This window comes from Alcaligenes sp. MMA, assembly GCF_020907215.1.
In the GTDB taxonomy this organism is placed as follows: Bacteria; Pseudomonadota; Gammaproteobacteria; order Burkholderiales; family Burkholderiaceae_B; genus Alcaligenes; species Alcaligenes aquatilis.
In genome coordinates this window covers 1,740,122-1,754,932 of record NZ_JAJJPP010000001.1, presented here as the reverse complement: position 1 = coordinate 1,754,932, position 14,811 = coordinate 1,740,122, and the positions used below count along the sequence as shown (strand labels likewise).

The window sequence follows — 14,811 nt, the reverse complement described above, 5'->3', positions numbered from 1 at the left end:
GTCTTAGTTGACCAGTCCAGGGATGCCTCGCAAGAGGCCCTGCATGTAGTCGACCATATTGTTGATCAGCCAAGGGCCCAGCAGCACAACGGTAATACCCATCGCCAGCAGCTTGGGGATGAAGGACAGTGTCATCTCGTTGATCTGGGTAGCCGCTTGAAAAATACTGATGCCCAAACCGACCACCAGCACCACAATCAACATGGGGCCGGCCATGGACAGGGCCAGTTTCAGGGCGGTATAGGTCATGGACATGACGGTCTCGGGAGTCATGGCAGTCCTTTATTGGTAGAAGCTGCGGGCCAGGGAGCCGAGCAGCAGATGCCAGCCATCGGCCAGCACAAACAGCATGAGCTTAAAGGGCAGCGAGATGGTCACCGGCGGGACCATCATCATCCCCAGGGACATCAGGACGCTGGCAATGACCAGGTCAATGATCAGAAAGGGAATGAAAATTGTAAAGCCGATCTGGAAGGCAGTTTTCAGCTCGCTGGTCACAAAAGCGGGCACCAGCACGCGCAGGGGCACGTCTTCCGGCGTCTGCAGCTCAGCCACGCCCGCCATATCGCCAAACAGCTTCAAGTCCGCCTCGCGGGTCTGATGCAGCATGAATGTTTTCAGGGGCTGTGCGCCTTGCTCCAGCGCGGTCTCAAAGCTGATCTTGTTTTCCGACAAAGGTTTGTAGGCGTCTTGATAGACCTGATCAAACACCGGCGACATGACAAAGAAGGTCAGAAACAGGGCCAGGCCCACCAGCACGGTGTTAGGTGGTGCTGTACCCGTACCCATCGCATTTCGCAGCAGCCCCAGCACAATGATGACGCGGGTAAAACCGGTCATCATCAGCAAGGCGGCTGGCAGAAAGGACATCATGGTCAGCATGGCCAGTGTCTGGATGCTGAGTGACCAGGTCTGCGAACCGTTCGGGCCGGCTGTGCTGGTAATGGCCGGAATAGCCTGTGCCCAGGTCTGGGACGGCAGGAACAGGCCAATCAAGGCCAGAAGCACGATCAGGCCAGTGCGCTGGGCGGGAGAAAGGTGTGCGGTCATGAGGCGGTCAGCGGGGCGCACGGTGCTGGTCCAGATGGGCCTGGAAGTTCGGTTCGGAGCCAGCAGGGTTCGCGGTGTGCAGCAGGCTGATCTGTTGAGGGGTGATGCCAATCAGAATTTCCTGGCCATCGATCTGCACCAAGGCCACACTGCTGCGTGGCCCCAGGCGTTGATTGTCCAGAATCTTGATACGTTGCTGGTTCTTGTTTTTCAGCAGCCCGCCACGACGGGCAACCCAGGCGGCTGCCAGAATCAGGCCTACAACCAGCAGCAGGCTAAGCATGATTCTGACGAGCTGGGCTTGTTCCATGCTCTAGCGGCGGCCGTTCAGGCGCTGGATACGGTCCGATGGGGTCACGATGTCGGTGACGCGAATACCGTATTTATCGTCCACCACGACCACTTCGCCTTGAGCAATCAGGTAGCCGTTCACGTAAATATCCAGCGGCTCACCGGCCAGGCCGTCCAGTTCCACCACCGAGCCCTGGCCCAGTTGCAGAATGTTCTTGATGGTCAGACGTGTGCGGCCCAGTTCCACCGACAACTGGACTGGAATGTCCATGATCATGTCGATATCGGTGGTGGCATTGGTCTGGGCGTGCTCTATGGGCGGGAACAGATTGCTGGCTGGGCTGGGCTCGTCGTGCACAGGAGCGGCGGCGCTTTGCTCGGCCAGGGCCGAGGCCCAGTCATCCTGCAGGGGCTGTTCCAATCCTTGGGCTTGGGTGCTGCTTTGGCTGCCAGCCTGTTGCTCAGCCATCGCGGCTGCCCAGTCGTCCTCGGGCGCAGACCGGTCGTTAGGGTTGTGAGGGTCGCTCATAGGGACTTACCTTTAGTCAAATCGCTGTCGTGGGTGGCCAAGATGTTTTCTACCCGCAAGGAGTAGCGGCCGCCGGAGGTGCCATACTGGCATTCCAGAATCGGTACACCATCCACGTGGGCTTCAATAAGGGTGGGGATTTCAATCGGCAACACATCATTGACCTTGAGCTGAGTCAGTTCGGCAATGGTCATGTCTATGTTGACGAAGTTGGCAATCAGTTCGACCTCGGCGCTGCGCACCTGGCGCGAGAGCTGGTGAGTCCAGCGCTGGTCAATGTCGTTGGTGCCTTTGTCTTGCAAGGGGCGCGTCAGAAGGTCGCGCACCGGCTCGATCATGGAGTAGGGCAGGCAGATGTTCAGATTGCCGCCTTGGGCACCAAATTCAATATTGAACGAGGTCACCACCACGATGTCGTTGCTGCTGCTGATGCTGGCAAACTTGGTGTGCATCTCTGAGCGCATGTACTCCGCTTCCAGCGGGTAGATGGACTCCCAGGCACCACAGTAGCTCTCCAGGGTCAGGGTCAGTAAACGCTGGATGATGCGCTGCTCGGTGGTGGTGAAGTCGCGGCCCTCGACACGGGTGTTGTAGCGGCCATGGCCACCAAACAGGCTGTCGATAATCAAAAAGACCAGGTTCGGGTCGAAGGTAAACAGCGACACGCCGCGCAAGGGCTTTAAGGACACCATGTTCAGATTGCTGGGCACGGGCAGGTTGCGCTCGAAGTCCGAGTACTTCTGAATACGAATGGAGCCGACGGTAATGTCCGCGTTGCGGCGCATGAAGCTGAGCATGGTCGAGCGCAAGCGACGGGCAAAACGCTCGTTGATCAGCTCCAGGGTCTGCATGCGGTGACGCACTACCCGGTCTGGCGAAGTCAGGTCATAGGCCCGTACGCCAGTCAGGTTTTCATTTAAGGGCTTGGTGTCAGCGCCTTCGCCGGTAACACCGGCCAGCAGTGCATCGACTTCGTCTTGGGATAGGAAGCTCTGATACGACATTTATTGGATGACAAAGGCGGTGAACAGGACATCATTGATGGTCGGTACAGCGGTATTGGGCGCGTAGGGCTCTTTCAGGCCGGCGCTAAGCTGTGCAACCAAGGCTTGACGCCCTTCGGAAGTCTGGATGTAGGTGGGGCGCTGTTCAGCCAGAATCTTGAGTACGCGGTCACGCACCATCGGCATGTACTCCACCAGCATGGCACGCGAGCCATCGTCCTGAACACGCAAGGTGATGCCTACGTACAGGATGCGCGAGCGACCATTCTCGTTCAGGGTGACGGTAAAGGGATCCAGGGGCGCAAAGATGGGCTTGACGTTGACTTTGACCTCCGGGGGGGCATCAGGCGCAGTTGCGGCTTCAACCGACTGGCCTTTTTCTGCCCAGGCCAACCAGGCAGGCGTGCTGCTTTGTTGCAGGGAGTAGTACAGCGTTGCGCCCACGCTAGCGGCGATAATAAACAGAACCAGCAGACCGGTTTTCATCAGGCGTGCAAGTTTGGTGGGTGCTTTTCGGGCCATGTGATGTGAGCGTTGAATTTTCTAGCGTATGACAAACAGACAAACGCATGTCTGGCCTGAGCCTGACTGCATGCCTGAGCTATTGTGCCGGAGGTCAGACAGGACAGGCCCGGCGAATAGACGCTGCTTTTCGAGCTTAATCATGCTTTTTGCCGGGCTGTCTGTGAGGCTGTGAGTCAGGCGAAGGTATCAACCAGCGCGTCAGGATTGAGCGAGCGGGTAGTGCTGCTGTTCACCAAGGAGCCGGTCTCGTCAGGCAAAGCCATCCCATCCAGGCTGAAGCGGGGTTGATCGCCCCGATTGCCTTTGGCCGCCAATTGCTCGTGAAAAGCTTGGTGCGAGGCGTGCTGGTCACCTACATCGGCCTGTCCCAGGCTCAGGCCACTGTCTGCAAACTGCTGTTGCAGTTGTTGCAAGGACTGTTCCAGGGTGTGGCGGACTTGGGCGTGGGGCGAGGTAATCATGGCGTGTGCCACGCCATCTTGCATCTGCAAGGTAATGCGCAAGGGGCCCAGTTCGGGTGGATCCAGGCGGATATCAGCACTTTGAACGCTCCCCTGAGCCTGTTGGGCCAAAGTGATCATTTGACGACCCATGGCGGCCCCCCATTCGGGGGAGTGAACCGGCGTGGCAACGGCCAGCGTCATGGGACTGGGCAAAGTCGCTGGGCTGTGGGTCTGGGTAGCGCCCGGTGTGGCGGTCAGTTGGGCCAGCAAGGACGCATCTAGCGCCGGCAGGTTCAGATTCACGCCAGCACGCGCATCTTCAGCAATTTGTCGACCAAAGGCCGCCAGGCTGGCCGATGCTTCATCCATCAACTGAGTCTGGGACCAGACCGCCGTGGTGGAGATGTCGGCGCTAAGCGGCTTGTGATTGAGCACTTGCGTGGCATGGATGGCAGGTTTGCGGGCAGCCATGGCAGCGACTGGATTGCTGATTTCCACGGTTTTGGGCGTAGTCAGTTCAGCCTTCAGGTCAACGTCGGTTCGCACCTCAGCCGCGCTCAAGGGGAGCGTCTGAGGCTGTCGGCGGATGTTGTCATTCAAGTCAGTCGCCAGAATCTGGCGTGTATCAGCCCCTTTCAGAGGCAGCTTGCTATCGGTTTGTGCCGCGTTGAGATCGGCCTTGCCATTTTTGATGGCCTGCACTTGAGACAGAATCGACAAGGCCATGGCGGGTAGGCCACTATTGGCCTGAGCCTCGGTGTCCAGGTTCAAATCGCTTTGATCGGCAAGCAGCAGGGCAGGGTCCTTGATCAGGGTGTCCAGCTCGCTGGTGTCGGCTTGTTCGGCTACCGCGTCTGCCAGTTTGGGATTGTCTGTAGGAACCTGGGTTTTGGCGCTGTCCTGTTTGGCAGGTGCCGGTGTTTTGCCAGCTCCTTTGTTTTGCACCTGTTGCTGTTGCGTGTGCAAGTGCCGGGCAAAACCTTCGTCTTTGGGCGCATGCGCAGCCGCAGGCCCGGCCGTGTGAGTGGCGGGGGCCGAGGGTGCGGCAGGGGCCGCAGGTAAAACCGAAAGAGAGGGCGAAGTCATGGCGGCGCTTGTTTAATAGGCGGTCTGGCTACGGGTAAAGAGACGAGCAGCGATTTCATCGCTGTTTCGTTGTTCCATTCTTTGTTGCTGGACTTGTTGAGTCTGGAGCCGGCGGTCGATCAAGGTTTCATAGGCCTTCAAGCGTTGCAGGTGGCCATACCAGAGCTGGCGTCCCTGCTCCATTTTCTCTTCCAGCGCTTGGATAACACTATTTTGCTGGGAAATGGCTTGGTCCAATGTCACGATAAAGCGGCGGAAATTGTGGTAATTCGCCATGGTTACCCCGGTTTGACCCACATTCAGCAAGCGCTGGGCGTAGTCCTGGCGATAGGTTTGCAACATGTCCAGCTGCGAATGGGCGGCATCGCGCTCCGTGCGCAGCTCTTGCAAATGGCGGGCCGCATCGTCCACATTGTTCTGACTGAGATCGACCAGCGTTTGTAAAGAGGCATTGGCTTTCATGGCTATTGCTCGCTATTTAAAACGGCGTTCAATTCATCAAAGGCGCGTGGCACGTCCACACGTTGTTGCATACCCTGGCACAGATAGGCTTGCAGCCAGGGGAAACGGTCAATGGCCTGATCAATGGCGGGATCATTGCCACGGGTATAGGCGCCAACGGCAATCAGGTCGCGGTTACGCTGATAGCTGGAGAGCAGGCTCTTGAAGCGATGCACCATCTTGATCTGCTCCGGATCCACAATGCTGGGCATGACCCGCGAGATGGAGGCTTCGATATCAATGGCTGGGTAATGGCCGGTTTCCGCCAGACTGCGCGACAGCACAATGTGGCCGTCCAGAATCGCGCGGGCCGAATCGGCAATGGGGTCTTGCTGGTCATCACCCTCGGTCAGCACGGTGTAGAAGGCGGTGATCGAGCCGCAACGACCTTGTGCATTGGGCTCGCCATTGCCGGCGCGCTCCACCAGGGCAGGCAGCTTGGCAAACACAGAGGGAGGGTAGCCCTTGGTGGCGGGAGGCTCGCCAATGGCCAGCGCGATTTCACGCTGGGCCATGGCATAACGGGTTAGCGAATCCATGATCAGCAAGACGTTTTTGCCTTCATCACGGAAAAACTCGGCCAGACGGGTGGCGTATACCGCCCCTTGCAAACGCAGCAAGGGTGAGACGTCAGCAGGTGCTGCGACCACGACCGAGCGCCGCAGACCCTCTTCACCCAGGTTGTGTTCAATAAACTCTTTAACTTCGCGGCCCCGCTCGCCGATCAGGCCCACGACAATGATGTCGGCCTGGGTGTAGCGGGCCATCATGCCCAGGAGCACACTCTTGCCGACGCCGGAGCCGGCAAACAGGCCCATGCGCTGACCACGGCCCACCGTCAGCAAACCATTGATGGCACGCACGCCCACGTCCAGCACGGTGTCGATGGGGCTGCGCTTGAGCGGATTGGGGGTGGTGTGGCTGAGCGAGACGCAGGCTTGTGCGTCGATCGGGCCCAGACCATCCAGCGGATTGCCACTGCCGTCGACGACTCGGCCTAACAAGCCGGGCCCAACCGGGACATGGCGGGAGCGCGCCTGAGCAGGCAGGCTGTCGGGCTGATCGGAGTCGGGTAGTGGCACGGGTGGCTGCAATTGCGCCTCAACCGGTACTACGCGGGCGCCGGGAGGCAGGCCGGAGATTTCACTTAAGGGCATCAAATAGAGGGATCTTCCCTCAAAGCCCACGACTTCGGCTTCGGCCCAGATGTTTTGCGCAGCCGACAGCTCCACTTTGCAGGCAGCCCCTACTGCCAGCTTCAAACCGGTGGCTTCCAATACCAGACCCGTGGCGCGGACCACGCGGCCACTGCGCAGGTTCGGCTCAATGGCCTGAACCCGCTGCTGTGCGGACAGCAACTGGGCGCGCCAGCGTTCGGGGGAGGAGGCCAATAGGGGCGTTGCCATTCAAGGCTCCGAGGCCACGGGCAAGCCCAGGCTGGCCAGGGCTCGTTTCCAGCGGGTGGCAAAGGTGGCGTCAATATCGCCATAGCTGGAGCGCACACGGCATTCGCCGCGTTGTAGCTGGGGATCTTCTTGCAGACGCCAGGCGCGGGGCTCGCCTTGCTCGATCAGAAATTCACGCACCAGGCTGATGTCGTCCGGGTGCAAGGTCAGCTCCAGGGCGCTGGTATCGCCCGGATCGCTGCGCAGCACCTCAGCCACCAGATCGCGAATGCGGCTGGGTTCGGTCTTGATAGTGCTTTGCAACACATGCTCGGCAATGCGCGTGGCCAGCTCAATCAGGGACTGGCCCATTTCCTGATCCATCAGTTCGATGGACTGGGCGCAGTTCTGATTCAGAGCAACAAATTCCTTGATGTACTGGTCGATCTGTTCCTGAGCCTTGGCCATGCCAGCCGCCAGTCCCGCTTCATAGCCCTGTGCGTGACCGCTTTCCTGGCCTGCTGCCAGACCAGCGGCATGCCCCTGGTTGAAGCCAGCCTGATAGCCTTGGGCATGACCTTCTTCCTGGGCCTGACTGCGCTGGTTTTCCAGATCGCGTTGCAGTTCTTCCTGCGTAGGCGGGACGAATTCCGATTCTTCCGGTTCCGGGGCGACAACAGGATCATCCAGCCCCTGCATTTGCCAGCGGCTCCAGCTTTCCTGAAGGTCCGAATAGGCCGAGGCTTTACGGTGGCTGGACATTTACAGGCTCCCGCGCAGGTGGTTTGTGCCTGGACACAGGACCGTACGGGTTTGGGCGGGTAAGCACTGCCCAAACGGGGCCGTCTTAGACATACTCGTCCCCACTTAGGCCACCCAGCGTAATCTGACCGGCTTCGGCCAGACGACGGGCCACCTGCACAATGGCTTTTTGCTCTTGCTCCACCTTGGACATGCGGATCGGGCCTTGGGCGTCGATGTCTTCGCGCAGCATTTCGGCGGCACGGTTGGACATATTGCGGAAGAACTTGTCGCGCAACTCCTCGGGCGCACCTTTCAGGGCAATGGTCAATGCAGAGGTTTCGATTTCCTTGAGCAACAACTGGATGGCAATGTCTTCCACATCGGCCAGGTTCTCGAATACGAACATCTCGTCCACGATGCGCTGGGTCAGATCCGCGTCCATGCTGCGCAAGCTGGTCAGCACGGACTCTTCCAGGTTGGCGTTCATGTAGTTCAGCATCTCCGCTGCTGTGCGCGGGCCACCCATCTTGCTGCGTTTGGCGCCCTGACCCGACAGCATGCCGTTCAGCACTTCGGTCAGCTCGTTCAGGGCAGTGGGCTGTACGCCACCAAACGTGGCAATACGCAGGACCACATCATCGCGCAAACGATCCGGAATGTAGCCCAGAATGTCGGCAGCGCGATCACGCTCCAGATGCACCAGAATCGTGGCAATAATTTGGGGGTGTTCGTCGGCAATCAGCTCGGCCACGCTGGACGCATCCAGCCAGTTCAGGGCATCAATACCACTGCTGCTGCCTTCGCCGTTCTCCAGCAAGTCCTCGATCAGACCTGCGGCTCGGTCCGAGCCCAGAGCCTTGTTCAGTACGGAGCGGATGTAGGCATTGGAGTCCAGCGCCACCGCCATGAACTGGTCGGCTTCCTGGCGAAAGCTCTCCAGAGCATCGTCCATATCGGCACGGGTCAGTTGCTTTAAGGACGCCATGGCGGTACTGAGCTGCTGTACCTCACGAGGCGAGAGGTGGCGAAACACCTCGGCGGCGGCATCTTCCCCCAAGGACATCATCAAAATCGCACTGCGTTCGATGGAATCGTCCGGTTTAGCCGTTTTCATTTTTTTCATCTTTGTTTAACCAGGAGCGCAACACCATAGCCACAGCGCGTGGATCATCGTGAGCCATCGTGCGGGCGGTGTTCAGATTCTCTTCGTAGCGGCTCATCTCAGCGGCACGTTGTTCGGCGGCCTGCTCGCGAGCGGATTCCTCTTTCTGGCGTTCGACGCGCGCGTCAGCGACCGCCTTGGCCTGGATCAGGCCCTGGATGATGGGGTTGATGACGATGCGCCACGCCATGAACAAAATGAATGCAAAGACTAGATATTTGACCAGTTCCATGGCGAGCTCGCGGTACTCCGGATTTTTCCAGAAGGGGGTATCAATATCGCCTTGCTCGTTGAACTGTCCGTTCACCACGCTCAGGCTATCGCCTCGTTCAGCCGAATAACCAACGGCTTGCTTGACCAGATCGCTGATCTTGTCCAGTTCTGCCTGATCCAGCGGCTGCTTGTCCTTGTCCGTATCGCGGTAGTTCACCACCACGGCCACCGACAGGCGGTTTAATTGGCCCAAGGGACCTTTGACGTGGCTGATGGTGCGATCCACTTCGTAGTTCACGGTGGAGTCGTTACGCGCATTGCCGGTGTTTTGCAGCAAGCGGGCTTGCTCGGCCAGGGATACCAGCGACGGGTCTGTACCGGCAGCCGTCGCGTTCGCGGCATTGACCGTTTGTGTTGCCGCATTGGCCGGGTCGGCCGCAGGAGCCTGGGGCTGATTGGGCGCGGCAGGCGGGTTCACCAGATTGGCGACGGCATTATTGGGGGCCTGATTGCTCAAAGCGCCGGGTACGCCCTGAGGCTGTTGCGGATTGCGCTGCAGGGACGAACTGGTCTGCTGGCTACGCACTGCGGCCTGGCCGGGCAGCTGGTTGGGCTTGTAGACCTCGGAGGTGTGTTCGCGGCGCGAGAAGTCCACTTCGGCGGTAACTTGCGCACGGACGTTGCCGGCACCGACCAGGGGGTTCAGCAAGGTCAGAATACGTTGGACGGCGCGGTATTCAATATCGTTTACAAAATTGCGTTGCTGATTATCAGCGCCCATCTCACCGGTGGGCGCTGTCAGCAAGCGGCCATTCTGGTCAATGATGGAAACCTTGTCGGCCTGCAGATTGGGTACGCTGGAAGAGATCAGCCAACTGATGGCGGAAACCTGGCCCTCGCTCAGGTCACGGCCTGGGTACAGCGACAGCACGACAGAGGCGGTGGGAGACTGACGATCGCGCACAAACAAGGTTTCACGTGGCATGGCCAGGTGAACACGCGCTTCCTTGACGGCATGCACGGCCTTGATGGAGTTGGCCAGTTCGCCTTCCAGGGCCCGCTGATACGTCACTTGTTCGGTGAACTGGCTGGCGCCAAAACGGCTTTGATCGAGCAGCTCGAAACCGGCATTGCCGCTGCGTGGCAGACCTTGTGAGGCCATTTGCATACGCACATCGTGCACACGATCCTGTGGCACCAAAATGGCGGTGCCGTTGCTGTTGAATTGGTAAGGCACGTTCATCTGGCCCAGGGCCGAGACAATCGCACCGCCATCGCGGTCGTCCAGGTTGGAGAACAGAACCTGGTAAGCAGGCCCACGGCTCCACAGCAAGAGGGCGACAATCAGAGCAATCAGTGCGGCACCCAGCCCGATCAGCACCACTTTGGGTAGGGTGCGTAGCGTGTCGTAGCCAGGGAGTTTGTTCAGCAACTGTGCGGTCTGACTCATGGATGACCTTGGTGAGGCAGAGGCAGGGTTCTGCATGGAATCAGGGGAGTTCAAATCAGGGCGTGCTCAGGCAGCATTAAGGAAAGGGCGGCGGGTACGAAAGAGTCAGGCGCTTATACCGGCATACTGGCAATTTCTTGGTAGGCAGCCACTAAGCGGTTGCGTAACTGAACGGTGGCCTGAAAACCGACGCTGGCTTTTTGCAGGTCTATCATCACGTCATTCAAAGAAACGCCGGGCTCGCCCATTTCAAAGGCCTGGGCCTGGGCGCTGGCTTCATTTTGTGCCTGGGACACCCGGTTCAAAGAGCGTGCCAGCTCGGCGGCAAAGCCACCGGGGGCGGCGCTGCTGGCCGAGGAGGACACAGAACTGGAAGCCCCGGCCGCTTGCGCGACTGCGCGCATCTGGGCCAAAAGGTTTTCAATGCTGGAAAGATTGGAAATCGACATATTCGCTTGCCAGAAAGTCAGGATAGGCCACGCGCACAGGTGTGGGCAGCTTGCCGTGCTTAATGTAACGGGTAGAAGGCCAGGCTAAGCAGGGTATCTAAGCCCAAAAACAGGGGCTTTTCAGCCCTTATAAACAAGGGCATCAAGGTTTGGATGCGTCGTGCAAGGCCTGCAAGGCTTGTGTAGCTTGGGGATGGCCCTGTTCCAGGGCGTAGAGCCAGGCCAGCAATTCGGCCACGGCTTGATAGAGCTGAGGGGGAATGTGGCGGTCCAGATCCACCTGCATCAGCAGACCGACCAGCTCGGGGGACTCGTGTACATACAGATTGTGCTCGCGCGCGGTCTCGATGATTTTCTCGGCCAGCGTGCCATAGCCTTTTGCCACCACCCGTGGTGCGCCGTCCTGAGGGTCGTAGCGCAAGGCCAGCGCCTGTGGGCGAGGGGTCGGGACATCATGGCTCATCGGGTACGTCCTGCGGCAGGTTCGGGTCGGCTTCAATTTGCAGTTGACTCAGGAACAGGCCCTGGTCTTGCAAGCGCTCGCGCAAGGGCAGGCTGTTTTCGTCCAGATAATCTGCACACTGATCGGCCTGGATATGAACCAGCAATTGCTGATTCAGGAGATTGAGCCGCAAGGTGATTGCCCCCAGGGTGGGCAGATTCAGTTGCAAGGTGCTGGACCAGTGCTCAGTTTCTTCCTCTGATTGGGCTTGGTGTCGTTGCACGGCCCAGTTCATGTCGGCATCCGGCCAGGCTTGACCCTGCCATTGCAGATTCTGGTGGGCCAGCGTGTCCAGTTGCTGCCGCACCAGCAGGCTATTGGCTGGGTCCTGAGTATTCGTCTGGGCTTGAGTCGTGTGGTTTGTGCCCGTGTTGGCTTCAGCCACGGGACGATTCAGGTTTTGTGGCTCTTGCTGCAGTTGTCCTACGTTGCGTTGTCCAAAGTGCAGATCACTTAGGTGGGACTCGTAAAACAGCCCGCTTTGTTGCAGGGCTTGCGGCAAGGCTTGGGTGAAATGCTGGGCCAGTGCGGCGGTGCTGCCGGTGGGCAGTGCGCTATGCGCTGTGGCGCCTGTGGCCGGTGTTCCGCTGCCGGGCATGCCTGTGGGTGACGCTGTTCCAGTGGCATTGGTGCCTGCTGTGCTTGCGCTGGCAGAGCTTGCGTTGGCGCCACCTGCTGCGGCGCTGCCGGGCAAGGGCAGTCGTTGTTGGGCCAGGGTCGCGATGGTACTGGCGGTGTTCTGGGTGGAGCCTGCACGTGCTCCTGCCTGGGAGTCAGCGCCGGGGCGCGCGGATTCATTCCCGTCTGTTTGCACGCCGGGGCGGCCGGGTAATAAGGCGTGTCGTCCCTGGATGGCTGGGGCACGGTCCGGGAAGCGCTCCAGCAAGGACAAAATCAATTGGGCCGTGCGCCCCAAAGTTGTGGGGGCCGAGCTGGTGGTGGCCGTGTTAGGGCCACGCGCATTGACGCTGGGATCTGTCGAGGTTTGACCCTGTTGAGTACGCAGATTCCGGCTGTCGCGGCCCTGTGTGTGGGCGCGGGCTTGATCGACACTTTGGCGTTGATCGCGAGCGGTTTGGTTCTCAACGCGCTCGGGGCGTTGGCTGCCCGGTGTTTGGCTGATCGCATCTGGGCGGGCGCCCGTGGCAATATTGCTTTGCTGTCCGGTGCTGATACCCAAAACGGCATCGAGCCGTTGAATAAGCAGCGTCCCCAAAGGGGAGGGGCCGCCTACGCTCATGGAAGGACGCTAGGCGTGTAATACGCTTGCAAAACGGTCTGCTGGCGCTTCATATTGCCCAGCAACGCACCCAGGCGGCCCAGTTCAGGGGTGGCCAGATGGCGGATCTGGGCATCGTCTTCCAGAATCTGGGTCAGCAACTGACGGCGTGCCTGTTTCTCAGTGATAGACAGGTCTTCCATGTTCTTGAGCTTTTCTACGGCGAGCTGATAGTGTTCGGACTGCTCAAACACATCCTCCCAGCGTGCCATTTGGGCAAGCTCCAGCATGTGACGGGTGATGCTGGCGATAATTTGATATTGATCGACGATCGGGTTAGAGGTCTCGCTCATGTTCGTACCAGGCGCTAAAGGCGCAAAGGAGGTTGGAGGTGCAGGTCAGAAATAGAGTCTGTCCTGTGAACCTCGGGGTCAAGCTGGTTGCTTGGCACGTTGGGTATCAACATTGCTGCGCCAGGCATCGGCAATATCGGTCAGTAAACGCTCGGCCAGCGCCAGCTTTTCCGCGTCATTGCGAAGATTGGCCAGCATCAGGTTATGCAAGATCAGATCGTAGGTGGCAACTAGATTGCGCGCCAGTTCTCCGCCCTTTTCAGTATCGACCGCCATTTTCAGGCCGCTATCGACAATATCAATAGCCTTCGATAAAGACTGCCCCCGCCCGGCAATATTGCCCTGTTCCATATGCAGGCGTGCTTGCAGCATGGCGGTGCGCGCACCGTTAAAGAGCAGGGTAATCAGATGCTCGGGGCTTGCGCTCAGGACCTCGGTTTCCAGACCTACTTGAGCGTAGGCGCGGACCGATTGTTGGCCAAAGCGACGGGAAGGGGCAGGATAGCTCATAGGGGTTTATTTGTTGCTGTTCATATTGCCCAGCATGGATAACTGCTGGCTCAGGTAGTTACTGGTGCCTTGCATGCGGTTGATCATGACGTCCAGTTGGACAAACTGTTTGCGATAGGCCTCGATCTTGTTTTCAATGCGCTGGTCGGCGGCATCAAACTGATCCTGCAGTCTTTTGCCGACCTTTTCGGCGCCTTCCTGGACATTGTCAATGCGGCCGCCTTTTTTGATGAACTCGTCCGCAGCGGCATGGACACGACCGGCAATACCTTGTTCGCCAAGGAACATGTTCTTGACGTCCGCCATATTGGTCTTCAGGACTTCAGTCAGCTTTTTCTCATCCAGCTGCAAATCGCCCGTTTTGGGGTCGACGGTAATACCTAGGCCAACCATGGAGCGGATCTGGCCTTCGCCAGGGACAAAGCCCAGCGTGGCATCACGCATGGCGTTTTGCGCTTCACGAGCCATGGAGTCGCCCGTCAAGGCAGCGCCTTTTTTCAGATCGACGTTATAGGCAGTCAGGGAACGAATGGCATTGTTGAATTTGTTGTACGCTGCCACATAGTCTTTCACCGCATTGAGGGCTGCACTGTCGTCTTTGGCAACCTCTACATTGATGGGATCCTCACCCGCCTTGTTCAGGGTGATTTCCAGCCCTTCAATGGTGTTTTTCAAGGTGTTGCTCTGGCTGGTGATGGCAATGCCGTTCACCGTCAGTTTGGCGTTGGTCGCCTTGGTCTGCTCAAAGCCGCTGGCAGCCGGGTCGCTGGCATCCACGTTGAGCACGGCGGCCAAGTCGTCGTTGCCCTCAACGTTAATGGTGCTGATCGAGGCCGCTTCACCGGTCGCCTCGGCTGACAGTTGCAGACGATATGGCTCGCTTGGGTTGCCCGTATTGATAATGGTGGCTTTCATCCCCAGTTCGGCATCGGCGTTGATGGCGTTCATCACACCTTGCAGGGACGTGTCCTTGCCCTTCATGTCCAGCGTGTGTTCTTTGCCATTGGCCAGGCGAACCGTAATTTTTCCACCCTCGCCAATTGCACTGTCGCGCGAACCATGAGCGGCCGCCGTCAGGGTCTGGCGAGTGGCCAGATTGTCGACTTTGATGACGTACTGGCCGGGTGCTGCGTTGGCCTTGCCGGTGATTTGGATGTTTTCGCTGTTGGCGGTCACTTTCACCGCGCCAAACGAGTCTTCCGAAAGAGCTTTGGTGGCCGACTGCAGCTCACCCAGACTGCTTTTGAGTTGGCCATAGGCCGAGATCTTGTTGGTATTGGCAATCTGGCGGTTCTGGATGACAGCAAGGCTCTTCTTTTCCGTGGTTCGCAAGTTTTCCAGCAGCTCGTCCAGCTTCAGGCCAGAGCCCACGCCAATTGAAGAAATAGCCATATC

Annotated in this window: 18 protein-coding genes; all 18 read right to left on the bottom strand. The window is 58.8% G+C overall.

Annotation, left to right across the window (positions count from 1 at the left end; all coding sequences use genetic code 11):
- Window positions 1-3 precede the first annotated feature (3 nt).
- Entirely contained in the window at window positions 4-273 is a 270-nt protein-coding gene (gene fliQ / locus LNA76_RS08025; RefSeq protein ID WP_003804652.1) for a flagellar biosynthesis protein FliQ, read from the bottom strand.
- Window positions 274-282: 9 nt separating this feature from the next.
- Window positions 283-1,050: a flagellar type III secretion system pore protein FliP gene (fliP, locus tag LNA76_RS08020; RefSeq protein WP_107685427.1), complete on the bottom strand. Its 768-nt coding sequence runs from the start codon at window positions 1,048-1,050 to the stop codon at window positions 283-285.
- Between the two features lie 7 nt (window positions 1,051-1,057).
- Window positions 1,058-1,333: a flagellar biosynthetic protein FliO gene (gene fliO, locus LNA76_RS08015; protein WP_094196124.1), complete on the bottom strand. Its 276-nt coding sequence runs from the start codon at window positions 1,331-1,333 to the stop codon at window positions 1,058-1,060.
- Between the two features lie 30 nt (window positions 1,334-1,363).
- On the bottom strand, window positions 1,364-1,870 hold the full coding sequence (fliN, locus tag LNA76_RS08010; RefSeq protein WP_094196125.1) for a flagellar motor switch protein FliN: 507 nt from the start codon (window positions 1,868-1,870) through the stop codon (window positions 1,364-1,366).
- Window positions 1,867-2,874, bottom strand: a complete 1,008-nt coding sequence (gene fliM / locus LNA76_RS08005; RefSeq protein ID WP_094196126.1) for a flagellar motor switch protein FliM — start codon at window positions 2,872-2,874, stop codon at window positions 1,867-1,869. The genes fliN and fliM overlap by 4 nt, the downstream gene beginning before the upstream one ends.
- Complete coding sequence (locus LNA76_RS08000; RefSeq protein ID WP_230018703.1) at window positions 2,875-3,396, bottom strand: flagellar basal body-associated FliL family protein; 522 nt, start codon at window positions 3,394-3,396, stop codon at window positions 2,875-2,877.
- A gap of 176 nt (window positions 3,397-3,572) precedes the next feature.
- Complete coding sequence (locus LNA76_RS07995) at window positions 3,573-4,928, bottom strand: flagellar hook-length control protein FliK (protein WP_230018701.1); 1,356 nt, start codon at window positions 4,926-4,928, stop codon at window positions 3,573-3,575.
- A 12-nt stretch (window positions 4,929-4,940) separates the two neighbouring features.
- Complete coding sequence (gene fliJ, locus LNA76_RS07990; RefSeq protein ID WP_108727147.1) at window positions 4,941-5,390, bottom strand: flagellar export protein FliJ; 450 nt, start codon at window positions 5,388-5,390, stop codon at window positions 4,941-4,943.
- A gap of 2 nt (window positions 5,391-5,392) precedes the next feature.
- Window positions 5,393-6,835 carry a flagellar protein export ATPase FliI gene (gene fliI / locus LNA76_RS07985; protein ID WP_094196129.1) on the bottom strand — a complete coding sequence of 481 codons (1,443 nt, stop codon included), beginning with the start codon at window positions 6,833-6,835 and terminating at the stop codon, window positions 5,393-5,395.
- Window positions 6,836-7,576: a flagellar assembly protein FliH gene (gene fliH / locus LNA76_RS07980; protein ID WP_094196130.1), complete on the bottom strand. Its 741-nt coding sequence runs from the start codon at window positions 7,574-7,576 to the stop codon at window positions 6,836-6,838.
- A gap of 85 nt (window positions 7,577-7,661) precedes the next feature.
- Window positions 7,662-8,672, bottom strand: coding sequence for a flagellar motor switch protein FliG (fliG, locus tag LNA76_RS07975; RefSeq protein WP_094196131.1), 1,011 nt, complete (start codon window positions 8,670-8,672; stop codon window positions 7,662-7,664).
- A complete protein-coding gene (gene fliF, locus LNA76_RS07970; protein ID WP_125277758.1) occupies window positions 8,659-10,383 on the bottom strand; it encodes a flagellar basal-body MS-ring/collar protein FliF in 1,725 nt (574 codons plus the stop codon). The genes fliG and fliF overlap by 14 nt, the downstream gene beginning before the upstream one ends.
- Before the next feature lie 113 nt (window positions 10,384-10,496).
- Window positions 10,497-10,832, bottom strand: coding sequence for a flagellar hook-basal body complex protein FliE (fliE, locus tag LNA76_RS07965; protein WP_094196133.1), 336 nt, complete (start codon window positions 10,830-10,832; stop codon window positions 10,497-10,499).
- 142 nt (window positions 10,833-10,974) lie between these two features.
- Complete coding sequence (locus LNA76_RS07960) at window positions 10,975-11,295, bottom strand: EscU/YscU/HrcU family type III secretion system export apparatus switch protein (RefSeq protein WP_108727150.1); 321 nt, start codon at window positions 11,293-11,295, stop codon at window positions 10,975-10,977.
- The gene (locus LNA76_RS07955; RefSeq protein WP_230018700.1) at window positions 11,285-12,574 is read right to left on the bottom strand and encodes a flagellar hook-length control protein FliK; all 1,290 of its coding nucleotides are present in this window, start codon (window positions 12,572-12,574) and stop codon (window positions 11,285-11,287) included. The genes LNA76_RS07960 and LNA76_RS07955 overlap by 11 nt, the downstream gene beginning before the upstream one ends.
- Entirely contained in the window at window positions 12,571-12,906 is a 336-nt protein-coding gene (locus tag LNA76_RS07950) for a flagellar protein FliT (protein ID WP_108727152.1), read from the bottom strand. Before LNA76_RS07950 ends, LNA76_RS07955 begins: the two co-directional genes overlap by 4 nt.
- A gap of 78 nt (window positions 12,907-12,984) precedes the next feature.
- Window positions 12,985-13,416: a flagellar export chaperone FliS gene (fliS, locus tag LNA76_RS07945; protein ID WP_094196137.1), complete on the bottom strand. Its 432-nt coding sequence runs from the start codon at window positions 13,414-13,416 to the stop codon at window positions 12,985-12,987.
- A 6-nt stretch (window positions 13,417-13,422) separates the two neighbouring features.
- Window positions 13,423-14,808: a flagellar filament capping protein FliD gene (gene fliD, locus LNA76_RS07940; protein ID WP_230018698.1), complete on the bottom strand. Its 1,386-nt coding sequence runs from the start codon at window positions 14,806-14,808 to the stop codon at window positions 13,423-13,425.
- Between the last annotated feature and the right edge of the window lie 3 nt (window positions 14,809-14,811).

Coding starts and splice junctions, on each gene's coding strand:
- fliQ (WP_003804652.1), bottom strand. CDS start 273: ATGACTCCCGAGACCGTCATGTCCATGACCTATACCGCCCTGAAACTG.
- fliP (WP_107685427.1), bottom strand. CDS start 1,050: ATGACCGCACACCTTTCTCCCGCCCAGCGCACTGGCCTGATCGTGCTT.
- fliO (WP_094196124.1), bottom strand. CDS start 1,333: ATGCTTAGCCTGCTGCTGGTTGTAGGCCTGATTCTGGCAGCCGCCTGG.
- fliN (WP_094196125.1), bottom strand. CDS start 1,870: ATGAGCGACCCTCACAACCCTAACGACCGGTCTGCGCCCGAGGACGAC.
- fliM (WP_094196126.1), bottom strand. CDS start 2,874: ATGTCGTATCAGAGCTTCCTATCCCAAGACGAAGTCGATGCACTGCTG.
- LNA76_RS08000 (WP_230018703.1), bottom strand. CDS start 3,396: ATGGCCCGAAAAGCACCCACCAAACTTGCACGCCTGATGAAAACCGGT.
- LNA76_RS07995 (WP_230018701.1), bottom strand. CDS start 4,928: ATGACTTCGCCCTCTCTTTCGGTTTTACCTGCGGCCCCTGCCGCACCC.
- fliJ (WP_108727147.1), bottom strand. CDS start 5,390: ATGAAAGCCAATGCCTCTTTACAAACGCTGGTCGATCTCAGTCAGAAC.
- fliI (WP_094196129.1), bottom strand. CDS start 6,835: ATGGCAACGCCCCTATTGGCCTCCTCCCCCGAACGCTGGCGCGCCCAG.
- fliH (WP_094196130.1), bottom strand. CDS start 7,576: ATGTCCAGCCACCGTAAAGCCTCGGCCTATTCGGACCTTCAGGAAAGC.
- fliG (WP_094196131.1), bottom strand. CDS start 8,672: ATGAAAACGGCTAAACCGGACGATTCCATCGAACGCAGTGCGATTTTG.
- fliF (WP_125277758.1), bottom strand. CDS start 10,383: ATGAGTCAGACCGCACAGTTGCTGAACAAACTCCCTGGCTACGACACG.
- fliE (WP_094196133.1), bottom strand. CDS start 10,832: ATGTCGATTTCCAATCTTTCCAGCATTGAAAACCTTTTGGCCCAGATG.
- LNA76_RS07960 (WP_108727150.1), bottom strand. CDS start 11,295: ATGAGCCATGATGTCCCGACCCCTCGCCCACAGGCGCTGGCCTTGCGC.
- LNA76_RS07955 (WP_230018700.1), bottom strand. CDS start 12,574: ATGAGCGTAGGCGGCCCCTCCCCTTTGGGGACGCTGCTTATTCAACGG.
- LNA76_RS07950 (WP_108727152.1), bottom strand. CDS start 12,906: ATGAGCGAGACCTCTAACCCGATCGTCGATCAATATCAAATTATCGCC.
- fliS (WP_094196137.1), bottom strand. CDS start 13,416: ATGAGCTATCCTGCCCCTTCCCGTCGCTTTGGCCAACAATCGGTCCGC.
- fliD (WP_230018698.1), bottom strand. CDS start 14,808: ATGGCTATTTCTTCAATTGGCGTGGGCTCTGGCCTGAAGCTGGACGAG.